At 56.4% G+C, this 16,650-nt stretch carries 19 protein-coding genes; 5 read left to right on the top strand and 14 right to left on the bottom strand.

Features of this window, described 5'->3' with window-relative positions; genetic code table 11:
• Positions 1-23: 23 nt before the first annotated feature.
• The gene (gene pyrE / locus ACX3P5_RS18440) at positions 24-665 is read left to right on the top strand and encodes an orotate phosphoribosyltransferase (protein ID WP_458969084.1); all 642 of its coding nucleotides are present in this window, start codon (positions 24-26) and stop codon (positions 663-665) included.
• Positions 666-697: 32 nt separating this feature from the next.
• Here the strand turns inward: pyrE and slmA are convergent, their stop codons facing one another.
• From slmA to coaBC, 3 genes are all read right to left on the bottom strand, one after another.
• A complete protein-coding gene (slmA, locus tag ACX3P5_RS18435; protein ID WP_233985869.1) occupies positions 698-1,294 on the bottom strand; it encodes a nucleoid occlusion factor SlmA in 597 nt (198 codons plus the stop codon).
• Between the two features lie 118 nt (positions 1,295-1,412).
• A complete protein-coding gene (dut, locus tag ACX3P5_RS18430) occupies positions 1,413-1,871 on the bottom strand; it encodes a dUTP diphosphatase (protein WP_031375149.1) in 459 nt (152 codons plus the stop codon).
• A complete protein-coding gene (coaBC, locus tag ACX3P5_RS18425; protein WP_233985871.1) occupies positions 1,849-3,069 on the bottom strand; it encodes a bifunctional phosphopantothenoylcysteine decarboxylase/phosphopantothenate--cysteine ligase CoaBC in 1,221 nt (406 codons plus the stop codon). The genes dut and coaBC overlap by 23 nt, the downstream gene beginning before the upstream one ends.
• Before the next feature lie 180 nt (positions 3,070-3,249).
• Here coaBC and radC point away from each other — a divergent pair, with 180 nt between their 5' ends.
• The 4 genes from radC (at position 3,250) to mutM (ending at position 5,450) form a co-directional block, all read left to right on the top strand.
• Positions 3,250-3,906 (top strand): RadC family protein, encoded by a 657-nt coding sequence (gene radC / locus ACX3P5_RS18420; RefSeq protein WP_458969083.1) that lies wholly within the window; start codon positions 3,250-3,252, stop codon positions 3,904-3,906.
• Positions 3,907-4,146: 240 nt separating this feature from the next.
• Complete coding sequence (gene rpmB, locus ACX3P5_RS18415) at positions 4,147-4,383, top strand: 50S ribosomal protein L28 (protein ID WP_006121249.1); 237 nt, start codon at positions 4,147-4,149, stop codon at positions 4,381-4,383.
• 20 nt (positions 4,384-4,403) lie between these two features.
• Entirely contained in the window at positions 4,404-4,571 is a 168-nt protein-coding gene (gene rpmG, locus ACX3P5_RS18410) for a 50S ribosomal protein L33 (RefSeq protein WP_001051798.1), read from the top strand.
• Between the two features lie 69 nt (positions 4,572-4,640).
• A complete protein-coding gene (mutM, locus tag ACX3P5_RS18405; protein ID WP_233985875.1) occupies positions 4,641-5,450 on the top strand; it encodes a bifunctional DNA-formamidopyrimidine glycosylase/DNA-(apurinic or apyrimidinic site) lyase in 810 nt (269 codons plus the stop codon).
• A gap of 6 nt (positions 5,451-5,456) precedes the next feature.
• On the opposite strand, the gene coaD is transcribed toward mutM, so the two are convergent.
• The 11 genes from coaD to rfaD all read right to left on the bottom strand — a co-directional run bounded on the left by coaD (position 5,457) and on the right by rfaD (position 16,642).
• Entirely contained in the window at positions 5,457-5,936 is a 480-nt protein-coding gene (coaD, locus tag ACX3P5_RS18400) for a pantetheine-phosphate adenylyltransferase (RefSeq protein WP_233985878.1), read from the bottom strand.
• Positions 5,933-6,709, bottom strand: coding sequence for a glycosyltransferase family 2 protein (locus ACX3P5_RS18395; RefSeq protein ID WP_458969082.1), 777 nt, complete (start codon positions 6,707-6,709; stop codon positions 5,933-5,935). Before ACX3P5_RS18395 ends, coaD begins: the two co-directional genes overlap by 4 nt.
• Positions 6,709-7,983: a lipid IV(A) 3-deoxy-D-manno-octulosonic acid transferase gene (gene waaA, locus ACX3P5_RS18390; RefSeq protein ID WP_094119903.1), complete on the bottom strand. Its 1,275-nt coding sequence runs from the start codon at positions 7,981-7,983 to the stop codon at positions 6,709-6,711. Before waaA ends, ACX3P5_RS18395 begins: the two co-directional genes overlap by 1 nt.
• A 92-nt stretch (positions 7,984-8,075) precedes the next feature.
• Entirely contained in the window at positions 8,076-9,209 is a 1,134-nt protein-coding gene (locus tag ACX3P5_RS18385) for a glycosyltransferase family 4 protein (protein ID WP_336757232.1), read from the bottom strand.
• Complete coding sequence (gene rfaQ / locus ACX3P5_RS18380; RefSeq protein WP_458969081.1) at positions 9,202-10,278, bottom strand: putative lipopolysaccharide heptosyltransferase III; 1,077 nt, start codon at positions 10,276-10,278, stop codon at positions 9,202-9,204. Before rfaQ ends, ACX3P5_RS18385 begins: the two co-directional genes overlap by 8 nt.
• A gap of 73 nt (positions 10,279-10,351) precedes the next feature.
• Positions 10,352-11,401 (bottom strand): glycosyltransferase, encoded by a 1,050-nt coding sequence (locus tag ACX3P5_RS18375; protein ID WP_458969199.1) that lies wholly within the window; start codon positions 11,399-11,401, stop codon positions 10,352-10,354.
• Positions 11,402-11,593: 192 nt separating this feature from the next.
• On the bottom strand, positions 11,594-12,586 hold the full coding sequence (locus tag ACX3P5_RS18370; protein WP_233985900.1) for a glycosyltransferase family 8 protein: 993 nt from the start codon (positions 12,584-12,586) through the stop codon (positions 11,594-11,596).
• A 9-nt stretch (positions 12,587-12,595) separates the two neighbouring features.
• Entirely contained in the window at positions 12,596-13,672 is a 1,077-nt protein-coding gene (locus ACX3P5_RS18365) for a glycosyltransferase family 9 protein (RefSeq protein ID WP_233985909.1), read from the bottom strand.
• Positions 13,669-14,646: a lipopolysaccharide heptosyltransferase RfaC gene (gene rfaC / locus ACX3P5_RS18360; RefSeq protein ID WP_233985918.1), complete on the bottom strand. Its 978-nt coding sequence runs from the start codon at positions 14,644-14,646 to the stop codon at positions 13,669-13,671. The genes ACX3P5_RS18365 and rfaC overlap by 4 nt, the downstream gene beginning before the upstream one ends.
• Positions 14,634-15,692, bottom strand: a complete 1,059-nt coding sequence (rfaF, locus tag ACX3P5_RS18355) for an ADP-heptose--LPS heptosyltransferase RfaF (RefSeq protein ID WP_233985920.1) — start codon at positions 15,690-15,692, stop codon at positions 14,634-14,636. The genes rfaC and rfaF overlap by 13 nt, the downstream gene beginning before the upstream one ends.
• A 17-nt stretch (positions 15,693-15,709) precedes the next feature.
• Positions 15,710-16,642 carry an ADP-glyceromanno-heptose 6-epimerase gene (gene rfaD, locus ACX3P5_RS18350; RefSeq protein WP_233985922.1) on the bottom strand — a complete coding sequence of 311 codons (933 nt, stop codon included), beginning with the start codon at positions 16,640-16,642 and terminating at the stop codon, positions 15,710-15,712.
• Positions 16,643-16,650: the final 8 nt, after the last annotated feature.

The following is a 16,650-nucleotide window of genomic DNA, read 5'->3' as shown; positions in this document are numbered from 1 at the left end:
TTTCTTTATTTGAGGAGTGAGAAATGAAAGCCTGGCAGCGTCAGTTTATTGAATTTGCCCTGAACAAGCAGGTGCTGAAGTTCGGTGAGTTCACTTTAAAGTCAGGGCGTCAAAGCCCCTATTTCTTTAACGCCGGTCTGTTTAACAGCGGACGGGATTTAGCGCTGCTGGGACGCTTCTACGCGCAGGCGCTGGTGGATGGCGGCGTCGATTTCGATCTGCTGTTCGGTCCGGCCTACAAAGGGATTCCGATTGCCACCACCACGGCGGTGGCGCTGGCCGATCATCACGACCGCGACGTGCCTTACTGCTTTAACCGTAAAGAGGCCAAAGATCACGGTGAAGGCGGATTACTGGTGGGCAGTTCGCTGCAGGGCAAAGTGATGCTGGTGGATGATGTGATCACCGCCGGGACGGCGATTCGTGAGTCGATGGATATCATCAATGCGCACAAGGCGACGCTGGCTGGCGTGCTGGTTTCGCTTGATCGCCAGGAACGTGGACGCGGAGAGATGTCAGCGATTCAGGAAGTGGAGCGCGACTATCACTGTACCGTGACGGCGATCATTACCCTGACTGACCTGATTACGTGGCTGGAAGAGAAGCCGGAGATGGCTGACCACCTGGCTCAGGTTCGGGCCTATCAAAAAAGCTACGGTATCTGACCCATAAGGCGGGCGCGATGCCCGCCTTATGGTTACACCAGCTGAGCGGCAATCAGCGGCCAGCGAGCCTCGAAGTCAGCGGTCGGACTAAAGCGGAACTCCGAACGGACATAGCGCGACAGCAAGCCTTCGCAAAATGCCAGCAGCTGACTTGCCAGCAGCGTTTCGTCAGCCTGAAAGCCTTCACCTTCACGCATTTTGCGCTCGCGCATCACCTGACGCAGCTGCACTTCAATCCGCTCAAACAGCTGATTGATGCGGCCCTGCAGGCGATCCTGCTCAAACATCAGCGCATGACCGGTCAGTATCCGCGTCAGCCCCGGATTACGCTCACCAAATCCCAGAATCAGTTGCACGATCAGACGCAGGCGCGTCATGGTCTCTTTCTCATCTTTCAGGATCAGATTGATGCGGGTAATCAGACTGTCTTCGATAAACTCAATCAGGCTGTCGAACATCCGTGTTTTACTGGGGAAGTGACGATAGAGCGCCGCTTCTGACACGCCGACCGTGGCTGCCAGTTTGGCCGTGGTAATGCGTTGACTGCCATCACCCGACTCCAGCATTTGCGCCAGCGCCTGCAAAATCTCTTCGCGACGATTTCGCTTCGCGACTTTTTTTTCTGCCATGACCTTAAAGACCCCTGAAATTCACCCTAAACAGGCAACACCTACGCATCTGCCACAAGCACGAGTCTTATGGCGATGAGAAAAAATAATTGGCGTAAGTGAAAGTCGGTAGCGTTGGTTATTGACGGCCTGAGTGACCGAAGCCGCCTTCGCCGCGCAAGCTGGCGTCGAAGTCTTCAACCAGATTAAATTCGGCCTGCACTACCGGTACAAAGACCAGTTGTGCCATGCGATCGCCCGGCTGCAGCGAGAAGCTTTCCTGACCGCGATTCCAGACCGAGACCATCAGCTGTCCCTGATAATCGGAGTCAATCAGTCCCACCAGGTTACCCAGTACAATGCCGTGCTTATGACCAAGGCCCGAGCGAGGCAGAATCACCGCAGCCAGGTCGGGATCGGCAATATGAATGGCCAGGCCAGTTGGAACCAGCGTGGTGGTGCCTGGCGCGATGTCGAGAACATCGTCGATACAGGCGCGTAAATCTAACCCAGCGGAACCCGAGGTGGCGTAGGTCGGCAGTGGAAATTCTTTGCCGACGCGCGCATCAAGGATTTTAACGTCTATTTTTTTCATCATAACGGCTGACAATCTCGTCTAATAATTGTTGGCCAAGGAGAGTCTTATCGCTGAGCGGTAAGCGCTTTTCTCCATCCTGCCAAAAAAGGTGAAGAGCATTGGTGTCGCTATTGAACCCTTGTCCGGCTTTAGCAACGTCGTTAGCGCAGATCAGATCCAGATTCTTGCGCACCCGTTTTTGCCGGGCGTATTCTTCCACATTCTGGGTTTCAGCGGCAAATCCAACCACGAAGGGCCGGTGCTCCTGTAACGCGGCGACGCCGGCAACAATATCGGGATTCTTTATCAGTTGCAGCGTGACGTTATCATCGCCGCCCTGTTTCTTGATTTTTTCGGCCGCAATATCGGCTGCCCGGTAGTCTGCCACGGCTGCGCTTGCAATGAAAATATGTTGTTTGTCTATCTCGCCCATCACCGCCGCCTGCATCTCCAGCGCGCTGGTGACATCAACCCGTTTTACGCCAGCCGGCGCTGGCAGCGCCACCGGTCCGCTGACCAGCGTGACCGTCGCGCCGCGTCGCGCCGCCGCTGCCGCAATAGCAAAGCCCATCTTACCGGAGCTGTGATTGGAGATATAACGCACCGGGTCCAGCGCCTCACGGGTCGGTCCGGCGGTAATCATAATGTTGAGATGTTGCAGATCGTTGACGGGAGCGGCCCACTGTACCGCATGGTCCACAATCTCCAGCGGATCGAGCATCCGGCCTGGCCCGACATCGCCACAGGCCTGGCTGCCGCTGTCCGGTCCCCAAATCAATACGCCACGCTGCTGAAGCACCTGCAGATTGTGCTGGGTGACGGCTGCGCGATACATCTGTTGATTCATGGCCGGCACCACCGCAACCGGTGCTGCAGTCGCTAACACGGCGGTGGTCACCAGATCGTTGGCCATGCCGGCGGTGATTCGGGCAATCAGGTCGGCGGTGGCCGGAGCCAGCACGATTAAATCTGCCCATTTCGCCAGCTCAATATGTCCCATTGCCGCTTCTGCTGCCGGGTCGAGCAGATCGTTAAATACCGGATAGCCGGACACGGCCTGCAGGCTGAGCGGCGTAATAAAGGCTTTCGCCCCGTCGGTCATCATCACGCGGACATCGGCACCGCGATCGCGCAGGCGACGCACCAGCTCAGGTGCTTTATAGGCAGCAATACCGCCACTCACGCCAAGAAGAATTTTTTTACCGGCTAATCCCATCATGATGCTGGCCTCACTAAGCTGTCTGCCGCCCGCGGCGGCGAATGCACGGACTTTATCACAAAACCGGTGACGCGCCTTTTCACTGCCTGCGTTTGCGAGCCATCTCGTAAAAAGTCACGCTGCCGATGGTGGCGTGCTGCCGGATACGTCAATCTAAGGTTCGCTTCAGGGAGAATGCAGATGAACAATATGGCACCGCGGGAGAAGCTGCAGCAGCAGGGCGCACAAGCGCTGAGTGACGTCGAACTGCTGGCCTTATTTTTGCGCACCGGTACGCCGGGGCAGAATGTAATGGCGCTGGCGCAACAGATACTGCACGAGTTTGGTTCGCTCTATCAGATCATGACCGCCAGCAAAGAGGCTTTCCGCGGCATTAAGGGTGTCGGTGAAGCCAAGCTGGCACAGCTGCACGCTATCGCAGAACTGGCGAAGCGCTTTTTTGCCAGCCAGCTGGCGTGTGAAAGCACCATGGAGAATCCTCAGATCACGCGGCAATATCTGCAGAGTCTGTTGGCGCATCAGGAACGTGAGATCTTTATGGTGCTGTTTCTTGATAATCAGCACCGTGTGCTGGAGGCGCAAAAAATGTTCTCGGGCTCGATTAACAGTGTCGAGGTCCATCCGCGCGAGATTGTGCGTGAGGCGCTCAAGGCGAATGCCGCCGCCCTGATTCTGGCGCACAATCACCCTTCCGGTATGGCAGAACCGAGCCGGGCTGACCGCGATGTCACCCGAAAAGTGAGTGAAGCCTGCCAGTTGCTCGACATTCGTCTGCTCGATCATCTGGTGATAGGTCACGGCCAATATGTCTCCTTCGCTGAGCGAGGCTGGCTTTAACTCAGGAAAAAATCGCGCCAGGTGGCGGCTTTTTGCCCGATCATTCGGGATCTTTATCTGTTCGGGACTTGAGCACTTGGGCTGAGCGGCGTATACTACGCCACCTTTGAGAATCTCGGGTTTGGCGGTTAGGCCAGCTTAGCGGGTTCCATGGAACTCGCCTGGCGGGCTGCAAGCCTGACGAGGCGGCCAAAACCTAATTTTTAAAGCTCGAGCTGATTTGATTTTTGGAGAATAGACATGTCACGAGTCTGCCAGGTAACTGGAAAGCGTCCGGTGACCGGTAACAACCGTTCCCACGCAATGAACGCGACGAAACGCCGTTTCCTTCCGAACCTGCACTCACACCGTTTTTGGGTTGAGAGCGAGAAGCGCTTCGTTACTCTGCGTGTATCTGTAAAAGGTATGCGTATTATTGATAAAAAGGGCATTGATACGGTGTTAGCCGACATGCGTGCCCGTGGTGAGAAGTACTAATCGTACTAAGGAACTGAATCATGGCTAAAGGTATTCGTGAGAAGATCAAGCTGGTTTCCTCTGCTGGTACAGGTCACTTCTATACCACCACGAAGAACAAACGTACTAAACCAGAGAAGCTGGAACTGAAAAAGTTCGATCCGGTTGTACGTCAGCATGTGATCTACAAAGAAGCTAAAATTAAGTAATTTTAGTGTTCTGCTAAAAACCCGGCTCCGGCCGGGTTTTTTGTTTGTGCAATACGCTGAGGAGAGGTTATGCCCGAGTTACCAGAGGTTGAAACCAGCCGTCGCGGCATCGAGCCGCATTTGGTCGGTGAAACCATTCTTCACGCCGTGGTGCGTAATCCACGTCTGCGCTGGCCGGTATCGCAGGAGATCCTGTCGCTGAGCGATCAGCCGGTGCTCAGCGTGCAGCGCCGGGCAAAATACCTGCTGCTGGAGTTGCCACATGGCTGGATCATCATCCATCTCGGCATGTCCGGGAGTTTACGCGTGCTGCCCGAAGAGCTGCCTGCCGCCACGCATGATCACGTTGATCTGGTGATGAGTAATGGCAAGGTGTTGCGCTATACCGATCCGCGCCGCTTCGGTGCCTGGCTGTGGAGCAGCGATCTGGCCGGCAGCAACGTACTGGCACATCTTGGGCCGGAGCCGCTCAGTGACCAGTTTGATGGAACCTGGCTGTTCGAAAAGTCGCGTGGCAAACGCACGCTGATCAAGCAATGGCTGATGGATAACAAAGTAGTGGTCGGCGTCGGCAATATTTACGCCAGCGAGTCACTGTTTACCGCCGGGATCCTGCCCGATCGACCGGCCGGAAGTCTGTCGCAGTCAGAGGCTGAGCTGCTGGCAAATACCATCAAAGCGGTGTTGTTGCGTTCTATCGAACAGGGCGGAACCACTTTACGCGATTTCTTACAAAGCGACGGTAAACCCGGCTATTTTGCGCAGCAGTTGCAGGTGTATGGACGGGCCGGGGAGCCGTGCCGGGCATGTGGCACGCCGATAGTCAGCGGCAGACACGGGCAACGCAGCACTTACTGGTGCCCGAACTGTCAGCACTAATCAGCTCTAAGCTAATTTTGCCAGCAACGCCTGATGGACTGGCGCGGGCAGGAAGGCGGTCACATCCCCGCCGTGACGCGCCACCTCTTTGACCAGCGAAGAGGAGACAAAAGAGAAGCCTTCCGACGGCATCAGGAATACGCTCTCCAGCGTCGGCAGCAGGTGACGATTCATGTGCGCCAGCTGCATTTCATATTCAAAATCTGACACCGCACGCAGTCCACGAACCAGCACATTAGCCTGCTGTTCGCGGGCGAAATTTGCCATTAAATCACTGAATCCGACCACCTCAACCCCAGGCAGATGCGCCACAACCTGGCTCGCCAGCGCCACGCGCTCGTCCAGGCTGAACATCGGTTTTTTGCTGGGGCTGGCGGCAATCGCCAGAACGACCCGATCAAACATCTGTGCGGCCCGGGTGACAATATCGAGATGTCCCAGCGTAATAGGATCAAAGGTGCCGGGATAGATGGCTTTAGTGGTCATACTCGCCCTTCTGCCGAAGCGTGATTCAGCGCCCAGAGCGCCGAATATTTGTTAAACGTATATTGTGCGTTAACCACCGCCAGGATCCAGCCCTGTTTGCCATCCAGAAAACCGGCGCGCAGCAGCAGGGTTTTCACAAATGCTCCCAGCGTATGGCTGAAGATAGAAAACAGGCCGCAGCGTTTGCCGCGCTGATGACGCTCAGTTGCCCAGGCTTCCGCATAGGCCAGCTGCTTACGCTGAAAGGCGACCAGGTCGCGACAGGTCAGGTGTTGTAAATCCCCCTTCAGTGCCACCACCGGCGCGCCTTCGGCATTGAGCGATTCATGCACCAGGTTATCGTTGTACTGCAGCGCTGGCGGATAGAGCCGCATGACACGGTCAGGATACCAGCCGCTGTGGCGCATAAAACGGCCGAGGAAGAGGTTGCTGCGGCCCAGACTGTAAACTGTGCGGCTGGGTGGGGCGATCAATACCTGCTCAATGGCCGCACGCAGTTCAGGCGTGACGCGCTCATCAGCATCGATCATCAATACCATGTCGCCGCTGGCGTACTGCTGGGCTCGCTGGCGCTGTATGCCATAACCCTGCCAGTCATCGCTGCGGAACACCTTAGCGCCAGCCTGAGTGGCAATCGCCACGCTGTTATCCTCGCTGCCGGAATCCAGTACGATAATTTCATCGGCCCAGCTGACCGACGCCAGACAGTCCGGCAACAGTTCCGCTTCATTTTTGGCAATCATCACGACCGAAAGTCGTTGGCGAGCTGGCATCAGTGGGACCGTGGCGGCAGATGAGGTTCGAGTAACTGTAGCAGCCGTTGCAGTGCGCCCTGGTTCTGGTGCAGCACGTCCACCGCGTGACGCCCGTAGTAGCGGCGATAGTCATCATCCTGCAGCAGGTTGGTGACCTCTTTTTCCAGCGAAATCACGTCGGTGACGGTAATCAGCCCCTGGCCTTCCTGCAGTTTGCTGCAAATATCTTTGAAGTTCCAGGTGTGCGGTCCCATCAGCACCGGAATCGCGTGGGCGGCCGGCTCCAGAGGATTATGGCCGCCTCGTTCAACCAGGCTACCGCCGACAAATGCCAGGTCGGCAATGCCATACAGCAGCATCAGTTCGCCCATTGAGTCGCCAATCACCACCTGGGTTGAGCCTGACGGAATTTCGCCGCTGCTGCGCAGGATAAAGCTGAAGTTGCGCTGCTGTGTCAGTTCACGGGCATCATTGAAGCGCTCGGGATGACGGGGAACCAGAATCAGTAGCAGGTCCGGGAACGACTGCAGCAACCGGCGGTGCGCATCCAGCACGATCGCCTCTTCGCCTTCATGGGTGCTGGTGGCAATCCATACCGGGCGGCGCGGCGCCCATTGACGGCGCAGGGTGACGGCTCTGGCCGCCAGTTCTGGCGTCACCGAGATATCAAATTTCAGGCTGCCGGTAATCGCCAGATGGGAGCGCTTGAGGCCCAGTTCGAGGAACCGGTCACCATCTTCGCTATTTTGCGCCGCAATCAGCGTGATGCTTTGCAACAGCCTGCGCATGAATTTGCCCAGCTTACGGTAGCCTTTGGCGGAACGGGCCGAAAGACGGGCATTGGCGATCACCAGCGGAATGTTGCGCTGGTGCAGAATGCGGATGATATTGGGCCACAGCTCGGTTTCCATGATGATCACCAGTCGTGGGTTGACCGTATCAAGGAAACGATTAATCGAGCCCGGCAGATCATAGGGCAGGTAAACATGATGCACATCTTTGCCAAATGCCGACTGCGCCCGTTCTGAACCGGTTGGCGTCATGGTCGTCACGGTGATGGGCAGAGTCGGATAACGATGACGCAACGCACGCACTAACGGGATCGCCGCCAGCGTTTCGCCGACCGAGACCGAGTGCAACACAATGCCGTCTGGCTTTACTTTGCCGACACAATAGCCGTAACGCTCCGCCCAGCGTTTGCGGTAGGCGGGCGCTTTGCGACCGCGCAGCCACAGGCGCAGCCAAATCAGCGGCTGAATAAGATAGAGCAGTGCGGTGTAAATGGTCGTCATAGTTACCGTTACGACACGTTCGCGTCTAAAAACAGATTAAAATCAGATGGCGGCATGTTATCAGAAACCCTTCATCCACTCATCCCACATTGTCAGTTGCTTCGCAGTACGTGCTGATAGAGCGACGTCAGCGACTCTGCCAGTCGCTGCGGCCCGTAAGGTTCAATTCTGCGCCGCGCGGCTTCACCCATGCGTGAGTCGCCAGAAAGCGCCGGTATTGACTGAATCGCCTGACGCAGTCCATTGATATCCAGCGCATCACAGACGAAGCCTTCCTGACCGGCGGTAATAAATTCCGCGCCGCCGCAACCGGTACTGGTGATCACCGGCAAGCCACAGGCCATCGCTTCCAGCACCACATTCGGGAAAGGATCATAGAGCGTAGGCAGCAGTAACCCATCGGCCGCATGGTAAAATGGCTGCACATCCTGCTGCACGCCGACAAACCGCAGGCGATCCAGACAGTTGTGCTGATTCGCCAGCTGCTGATAACGCTGCAGCTGTTTATCCTGACCGACCACGATCAGATAACGATCGCTGCCGGCCAGCGCTTCAATCGCCGCTTTCAGCCCTTTACGCTCAAACCCGGAACCCACATAGATCAGTACGGTCGCGCTATCGGGCAGCGATAGCTGCTGACGAGTCGCGTGGCGTGTGGCCTCCGTCGCGGGTTGAAAACGGCTGGCATCGATGGCGTTATGAATGACGTGGATTTTTTCGGCGCCGAGCGAGAAGCAACGCAGAATGTCGCGTTTCACCATCTCTGAATTGCAGATTACCGCTTTCAGCGCCGGTGAATGAAACATCTCTGCTTCCGCCTGCAGCACATAGCGGTGGTACGGACTGAGGCTGGCGCTGAGGCGCTGCAAAGGTGAAACAATGCGTGCCCGCTGTTCCAGCCAGACCCGATGAACGCCATCGCCAGCGCGAAAGATGTCACAGCCGGCGATACGCTCATGGCTTTGCACGATATCGAACTTTTCCCGCTCCCAGCAGGCGCGGGCCGCACGGGCAAAACCGCGCTCGCGAGAGACGCGGCCCAGCTTTGATGGGTTACAGATATGCAGATGCCAGTCCGGATTCGGCGTGCCCTGCCAGCTACGGGTGATGATGTTGAGATCGAGCTGCTCGCTACCCAACGCCTCCAGCGCGCGGGAGATAAAGCGCTCCGCTCCGCCATCCGGCCGGTATTTTTGCCGGACAATCGCCAGTCGTAACTTACTCATTCAGATAGCTCCTTGCTGCCGCGACCACATCCTTAACCGGGATAGCCGAGAGATAACGCTGGTCAGTTTTGGTATCAATCGAATCCGGTGAAGGCAATGGACCATAATCGCCCGCCCAGATGACACGATTATTGTCGCCCCAGGGACGCCAGTGCTGCAGTTTAGTCGGACCAAACAGCGCGATGCACGGTGTATCCAGTGCGGCCGCCATATGCATCGGGGCGGAGTCGACACCAATAAACAGCCGGGCATGGTCAATCAGCGCCGCCAGCTGCGGCAGGGTGAACTGGCCGGCCAGCGACACCACATGCGGCGAGGTACAGAGCGCCTGAATGCGCGCGATCATCGCCAGTTCGTGTTTATCCGGCCCGGCGGTCAGGATGACCGGGCGCTGTGGCTGCGCCAGTTGGTCGATGGTGGCGGCAACGCTCTCTTCTTCCCAGCATTTGAACCCCCAGCGTGATGTTGGCTGCACCACGATAAACGGTGAAGCGATCTGCTTCTCCGCCAGCCTGGCGAGCACGCTCTGTTGATCGGCAGCGCTGTAGTGCATTGACACCCGCGCGCCCTCACCGCTGATGCCTAGCGGTGCCAGCGCAGACATATTCTGTTCCACGGTGTGCAGCTTGCTGTGATTGTGTGTGGGGACCAGCTGGTTATGGCACAGCCGCCACAGCAGGTTGTCGCGCTTTTTAAAGGCGAAACCGATGCGCAGCGGCGCGGCAGAGAGAAGGGTAATCAGAGCGGCGCGCCATTGATCGGCCAGATTAATCACCAGATCGTAATGACAACCCCGCACCGCCCGAATCAGGGCAACTTCATGGCCCAGCTTGCGCCAGCCGCCCTGCTGCTTCCATTTACGGTCGATGACGTGCAGATGGCGGATATCGGGATGCGCTTCCAGCATCGGGCGCGTTTCCTGATAGAGCAACACGTCGATACTGGCTTGCGGATAACGCTGACGAAGCGCGTTAATCGCCGGCGTCGTCAGCAGCATGTCGCCATGATGGCGCAGCTTAATAAGCAATATGTTTTGCGGAGAGACGTTTGCTGGAGTCGGACTGGCCATAAACAATTGTTCTCAAATTTTAGTGAACCGATTGTAGGGCAAACCCTTTTTAGGATAAAGCCAGCCTCACGGGTTATTTGTTACGCCAGCGATAGAGGCGACTCAGCCATAACAGCAGCTGATACCACTGCTTAATCCCGCGGGCATTACGCAACATCCGCCGATGCGTCTGGCTGGCGAACAGATCGGTGATGATCGCCTGGCGTGCCTCATTGTCCGGCTCACGTCGTACGCTATGACAGACGCTGAGTGCTTCGTGCGTCACCTGATAATGGAATGAGGGATAGATTTTTACCTTGCCACGATAGCGCTGATTCAGTTCCTCCAGCAAACGGGCAATCTTCAGATAGTGGCGCTGATATTCGACGTTACGTTGCCCGGTGCGCTTGCGGTTGCTGATTGAGGCGTCATGCATGTAGTAGCGATAGAGTACCGCGTCGGTGTAACGCACCCGCTTTGCCAGCAGCATAAATTCGGTGGTCCACGGAATATCCTGATGATGCAGACCAGGTTCAAACAGCAGCTGATGCTGTTCAATCAGCGCGCGACGGTAAATCCCCAGCCAGACCACATGCATGTAGCGATGCGTTTTCAGCGCGGTGTTCAGCCAGTCGGGACCGCTCAGTACGCCGGTACTGCGCAAACGGTCCAGCGGAATCAGCGGCTTCACCCGCTGACTCTGTTTGAAATACCATTCGGCATTGCACTGGGCAGCATCCAGATCGTCAGTTTCCGCCAGTGTCACCAGCGTCTGATACATCTCCGGGTTCATGGTGTCATCGGCATCCGGAAAGGTGACATATTTCCCCTGTGCCACGGCCAGACCGGCATTACGGGCGCGCGATACGCCCCCGTTTTCCTGATGAATGACGCGAACCTGCGCGTGATGTTGAGCATACCAGTCGGCACGCTCACCGGATCCATCGGTTGAGCCATCATCAACAATGATGATCTCCAGCGACGTCAACGTTTGCGCCAGCAGCGACTGCATAAACTGATCAAACATGCTGCCCGCGTTATACATCGGGGTAATGATACTCAACAGGGGAAGGGCACTCATGACAGCGTTTGCACCCGCACAGAGTGAAAAGCGAAAGGGGTTTGCCTCATCATCATAAACCAGGTCCAGGCCAGCAAAATTAAATTGGGTGATTGACGATTATAAAACTGTCTGTCGCCCATGCTGAAGTAAATCACCGGAATTGTTAACAATAACGCACGCAGAGTCTATTTTTTCCATGAGCGACAGGCGGGTCAGGACCGAAGAGCAGCCGGTGCCGGAAAACCGCGGGATCAGAAAACGCCTGGCGCAGCGTTAACTAAAAAACTTGTGCCTGACATAGTTCATCATCCAGCTGAAGCTTTCGGCATACTGTTTCTGATACCACTTAATCCGGGCGAAACGCTTCATCTCTTTGTAATGCTTCGGCAAATCAAGGGATTGCGACGCCCACGGCGAGCGCTGGTAATAGTCGTAATAGAGCAAGGAGAGATCGCTGCCGGCCCAGGCGTGCCAGGGTTTGCATTTGCCGGTGTAGTGAATCATCACGGTATCGTCTGGTACCTGGAAGCGGTGCCACACCTTGTTCGCAATGATGTCATAAATATAGTTGTAACGCGCCGGCAGGATCATCACCTCCTCTTCCAGCACCAGGTTTAATGCATCCTGATCGGGAAAACCAAACTCCGCACCGCGGGTCACCAGCATCCCGGTAATGCGTGCCGTGGTCTGATGGGCCATCCAGCGTGGAATATTGATCAGCATGAAACCCGAGTTGAAGTAGTTATTTCCTTTCAGGCCGAGCCTTGGACATTGATTCTGACGCGCGCGCGGCGTGTCGTTGCAGGCGCAGAGCGTGTAATCAGTGATATCCAGAGTGAATAACGGCGAATAGTCACCCACCACCAGCGTATCAGCGTCGATGTAGATGACCCGGTCGCTGTAGCGCGCCACGGTTTCGGGGATCAGAAAACGATAATGAATACTTTTGGGATAGCGTCCCACTGCCGGCAACTGATCGACCCAGGCGCTGTTAAAAATATGCAGCGTGATCGCCAGTCGGTGACCGGTGGCCAGCGAGCGCAGCTTTTCAACGTCCTGCTCGATCAGCGAATCTGAAAAAATATGGGCGTGGAAAGCGGTATCGGGATGATGGCTGAGTAGTGAAAATAGCGTAATGCCCAGGCCCCGCGCATAGGCGCGGTTAATACCAAAGGCAACGTGCACGGGTGATTCATCCGTGTCAGAGAGCGTGTTGACCAGGAGCTTACTTTGCTGAACAGCATCAGCAACAGAGGTAATTGCCATTACGCTTCACTATTCCAGGTTATGAGTAATAAATGCTTGTATTCTAGTCAGTTTATCGTGATCCAGCCCAAATAATTTTTCAGCAGGCTGATCAAAGCGAAAACGCGTGGCAAAAACGAATGTCGACGCAGCAATATTATCGGGTCCGATAAACAGCACATTGTTGACCGGACGCTGTTCCCTGACTTCACAAGGGCCGTACAACATGATTACCGGTACCAGCTGCGCATCAGCAATATAGGCATTGCCAGAGTCCGAGGAGATGTAGAAATCCATCTGCGCGATAGCCCACGGCACCTCTTCGAGTTTTAGCTCACCAATCAGGCTCAGAATATTTTCTTTCGGTCCGGTTAAGCGCAGTAATTCATCCAGCCAGGGTTGCTCAGCGGGTGGACCGAACACATAAAAGGTGCAGGGCAGGTGGTCCAGCGCCTCCATCAACTGCTGCCAGACAGTGGCGGGAATGGTTTTCGCCCGGTTACCGGCAGAAATACTGATCCCGATTTTAATGCCCTCACGCGGTGCCAGCAGTGCAGCGGGCGGCGATGGCGGCTGCCACAACGGTGAGGTGGCATGCTTAGGGAAATCGGTATAACGGTACTCGCGGTTGATCAGTTTCAGGTAGCTATCGAGAGTTAAATCGGTCTTAGCGTGATCCACAATGCCGCTGGCGCGGCGATAGAACACCGCGTGGTAAGACTTGCGCACATAGGTACGCAGGAACTCTCTGCTGGGTGCATTGCACAACGCCGCAAAAAACAGGTTCACGCTGTTGGGCTGAACCAGGTAGACGTTGTCGTAGCGGTTCATCAGGGTGAAAGCCAGCTTTAGCTTGGCGAGGAAGCTGCGTTTCGCCTCTTCGATCAGGAAATAGCGGCTGACGGTATCATCGTGGCGTACCAGCGGCTCGACCGCTTTGCTGATCAGCAGGTCAGACTGACCGAGCGCGCGCAGCATCGGCGTGATATTGATGAAATCACCAATCTTCGCCGTCTGGATGATTAAATTGCGCCCGGTCGGCCGGTAAAACAGCCGCATCAGAGTGCGAAACGGTACCAGCAGCAGGTAGATCAACACATAGTTCATGGCCTGTTTTCCGTGATAATGGCCTGCAGTTTCTCTGCCACTGCGTCGGCAGTGAGCTCCGCCAGATTATGATTCGGAGCGCTCAGCGCCTGTTGGTTCTGGCCGTAACCGCCAATTAAACCCGGATCGGTCGGACCATACAGCGTCAGGTTAGGACGATCCAGCGCCGCGGTCAGGTGGCTGAGTCCGGTATCGACGGAGACCACCGCACGCGCGCCAGCCAGCTGCTGAGCAATCGCTTCCAGCGTCAGTTTCGGCAGCACATCGACATGCTCAAACCCTTCTGCCAGACGCTGCGCACGCTGATGCTCATGCTCCGCGCCCCACGGCAACCTGACCCGCAATCCGCTTGGCTGCACCCATTCAATCAGCTGCCGCCAGTGCGATTCCGGCCAGTGCTTATTGTCACGCGTCGTGGCGTGCAGAAACACCAGATAGTGCTGCGCATCGGCCGGCAGATGATGCAGGAAATGCCCGGCAATCGCGTAATCGCCCTGGGCAGAGGGTTTTTCATAGCCCAGGCTTTTGGCAAACAGTTCGCGCGTTCGCTCGACGGCGTGCTGTTGCTTGCTGACCTCATGGCGGACGTCATACCACCAGCTGGCAAACGGTTCACGCGCACTGCGGCTATCCTGGCCATGCTTGATGCCCTTTGACAACCGGGTCACCAGCGCCGCGCTTTTAATCAGCCCCTGCGCATCAATCACGATATCGTACTCACGTGACTGTAACGCGCGCTTAAACAGCACGCGCTCTTCGCGCTGCTGGCTGCCAAACCAGTGTTTGCGCCAGCGGCGAATCGCGACCGGCAGCACCTTATCCACGGCGGGATGCCAGCCGGGGATCTGGGCAAAATTCTCTTCCACCACCCAGTCAAAGCGGATGCCGGGAATGGCGTGCATCGCATCGGTCAGCGCCGGCAGCGAATGCAGCACGTCGCCCATTGAGGAGGTTTTAACGATCAGGACGTGCATGGCACCTCCTGCGGCGCGTTGAGCAATTCGGTAAGCGTCTGATGAACGCGATCGGGCTGGATGTCGATCAGGCTCTGATGATAGCCCTGTTCGGCATCGCCTTTGCGCACTTTGTGATAGCCGCTAATCAGGCGGATCACCCGCGCCTGACGAGCTAATGGCGGAGTAAAGTCGGGGCTGCTGGGGCCGTAGAGCGCCACCAGCGGGCGATCCAGTGCTGCGGCGATATGCATCAGGCCGGAGTCGTTACTGACTACCGCCCGGCAATTCGCCAGCAGAATCACCGCCTGTTCCAGCTGGGTTTCCCCGGCCAGATTCCGGCAATGGGCGCGGGCCTCTTCCGGCAGTGCCGCGATAATCTCCTCACCGGTTGGCCGATCTTTGGCCGAACCAAACAGCACGATCTGGAAGCCTTCAGCAATCAGCTGCTGCGCCAGCGCCGCGTAGTGATAGTGCGGCCAGCGTTTTGCCGGACCAAATTCGGCACCGGGACAAAAACCGATGATCGGACGCGTCGCCGACAGCTGAAACTGCGCGGCGGTTTCAATCTTTTCCTGCTCCTCTACCTGCAGCTTCGGCCACAGCAGCGGTTGCGGCAGCTGCTGCGCTGACGTGACTGGCGTGTCATAGCCCAGCGCCACGTAGCGTTCAACCATCAGTGGAAAGGCGGCTTTATCCAGCACCCGAAGGTCATTGAGCAGGCCATAGCGCATTTCGCCGCGCCAGCCGACGCGACGTTTGATTCCGGCGAAGAACGGCACCAGCGCCGACTTGAAGGAGTTTGGCAGAACATAGGCGCGATCGTAGTGGCTGGCGCGCAGCGTTTTGCCTAACCGGCGACGCTCGCCAATCTCCAGCGCACCATGCCCAAGCGGCATCGCCAGCGCCTGATTCACTTCCGGCATACGTGACAGCAGAGGACGGCACCAGGCCGGTGCCATCACATCAATCACCGCATCGGGATGCTCGGCCTTGAGCGTGCGATAGAGACTTTGCGACATCATCATATCGCCGACCCACGACGGGCCGATTACCAGAATTTTCATCGCCGGAGCAGCTTCCTTTATGCGTTACGGTTGAGCCAGACCATATATTCAGCGACGCCCTGCGCCACCGTTTTAAACGGTTTGTCATAGCCGGCGGCACGCAGCTTAGTGAGATCGGCCTGAGTATAGGCCTGGTACCGTCCTTTGAGTTTTTCCGGGAACGGAATGTACTCAATCTGGCCTTTCTGATGGAACTTCAGCACCGCATCCGCCACTTCCTGGAAGGACTCAGCGCGGCCGGTACCGCAGTTATAGATGCCGGAAATGTTGTTCTCCCAGCACCACAGGTTGACTGCCGCCACATCATCCACATGGATGAAATCACGTTTGAAACCGTCGCTGCCTTCAAACAGTTTCGGATTTTCATCGTTACTGATCTGCGTATTGAGATGGAAAGCGACGCTTGCCATGCTGCCTTTGTGGCCTTCACGCGGTCCGTAGACGTTGAAATAGCGGAAGCCGCACACCGGCGAGTTCGCTTCCGGGAGCATCTGACGGACATAGTGATCAAACAGCATTTTCGAGTAGCCGTAGACGTTAAGCGGCTGCTCGTACTGACGTTCTTCGATGAAATTTTCGTTGCGGCCGCCGTAGGTGGCTGCCGAAGAGGCATAGAGGAACGGGATTTCGCGCTCCAGGCAGAAATGCAGCAGCTCTTTAGAGTACTGATAGTTGTTATCCATCATGTACTTGCCATCCCACTCGGTGGTGGCAGAGCAGGCGCCCTGATGAAATACCGCTTCGATAGGACCGAGGTCGTCGCCCGCCATCACGCTGATGAGGAACTCTTCTTTATCCATATAATCGACGATATCGAGGTCGACTAAATTGGCAAACTTGGTGCCATCCTTCAGATTATCCACCACCAGAATGTCGGTGTGACCGCGATCGTTCAGCGCTTTGACGATGTTGCTGCCAATCATTCCTGCGCCGCCAGTTACGATAATCATGTTGTTAC

The sequence above is a fragment of the Pantoea sp. S-LA4 genome (assembly GCF_054482835.1).
This window is presented reverse-complemented; position numbering and strand designations above follow the sequence as displayed.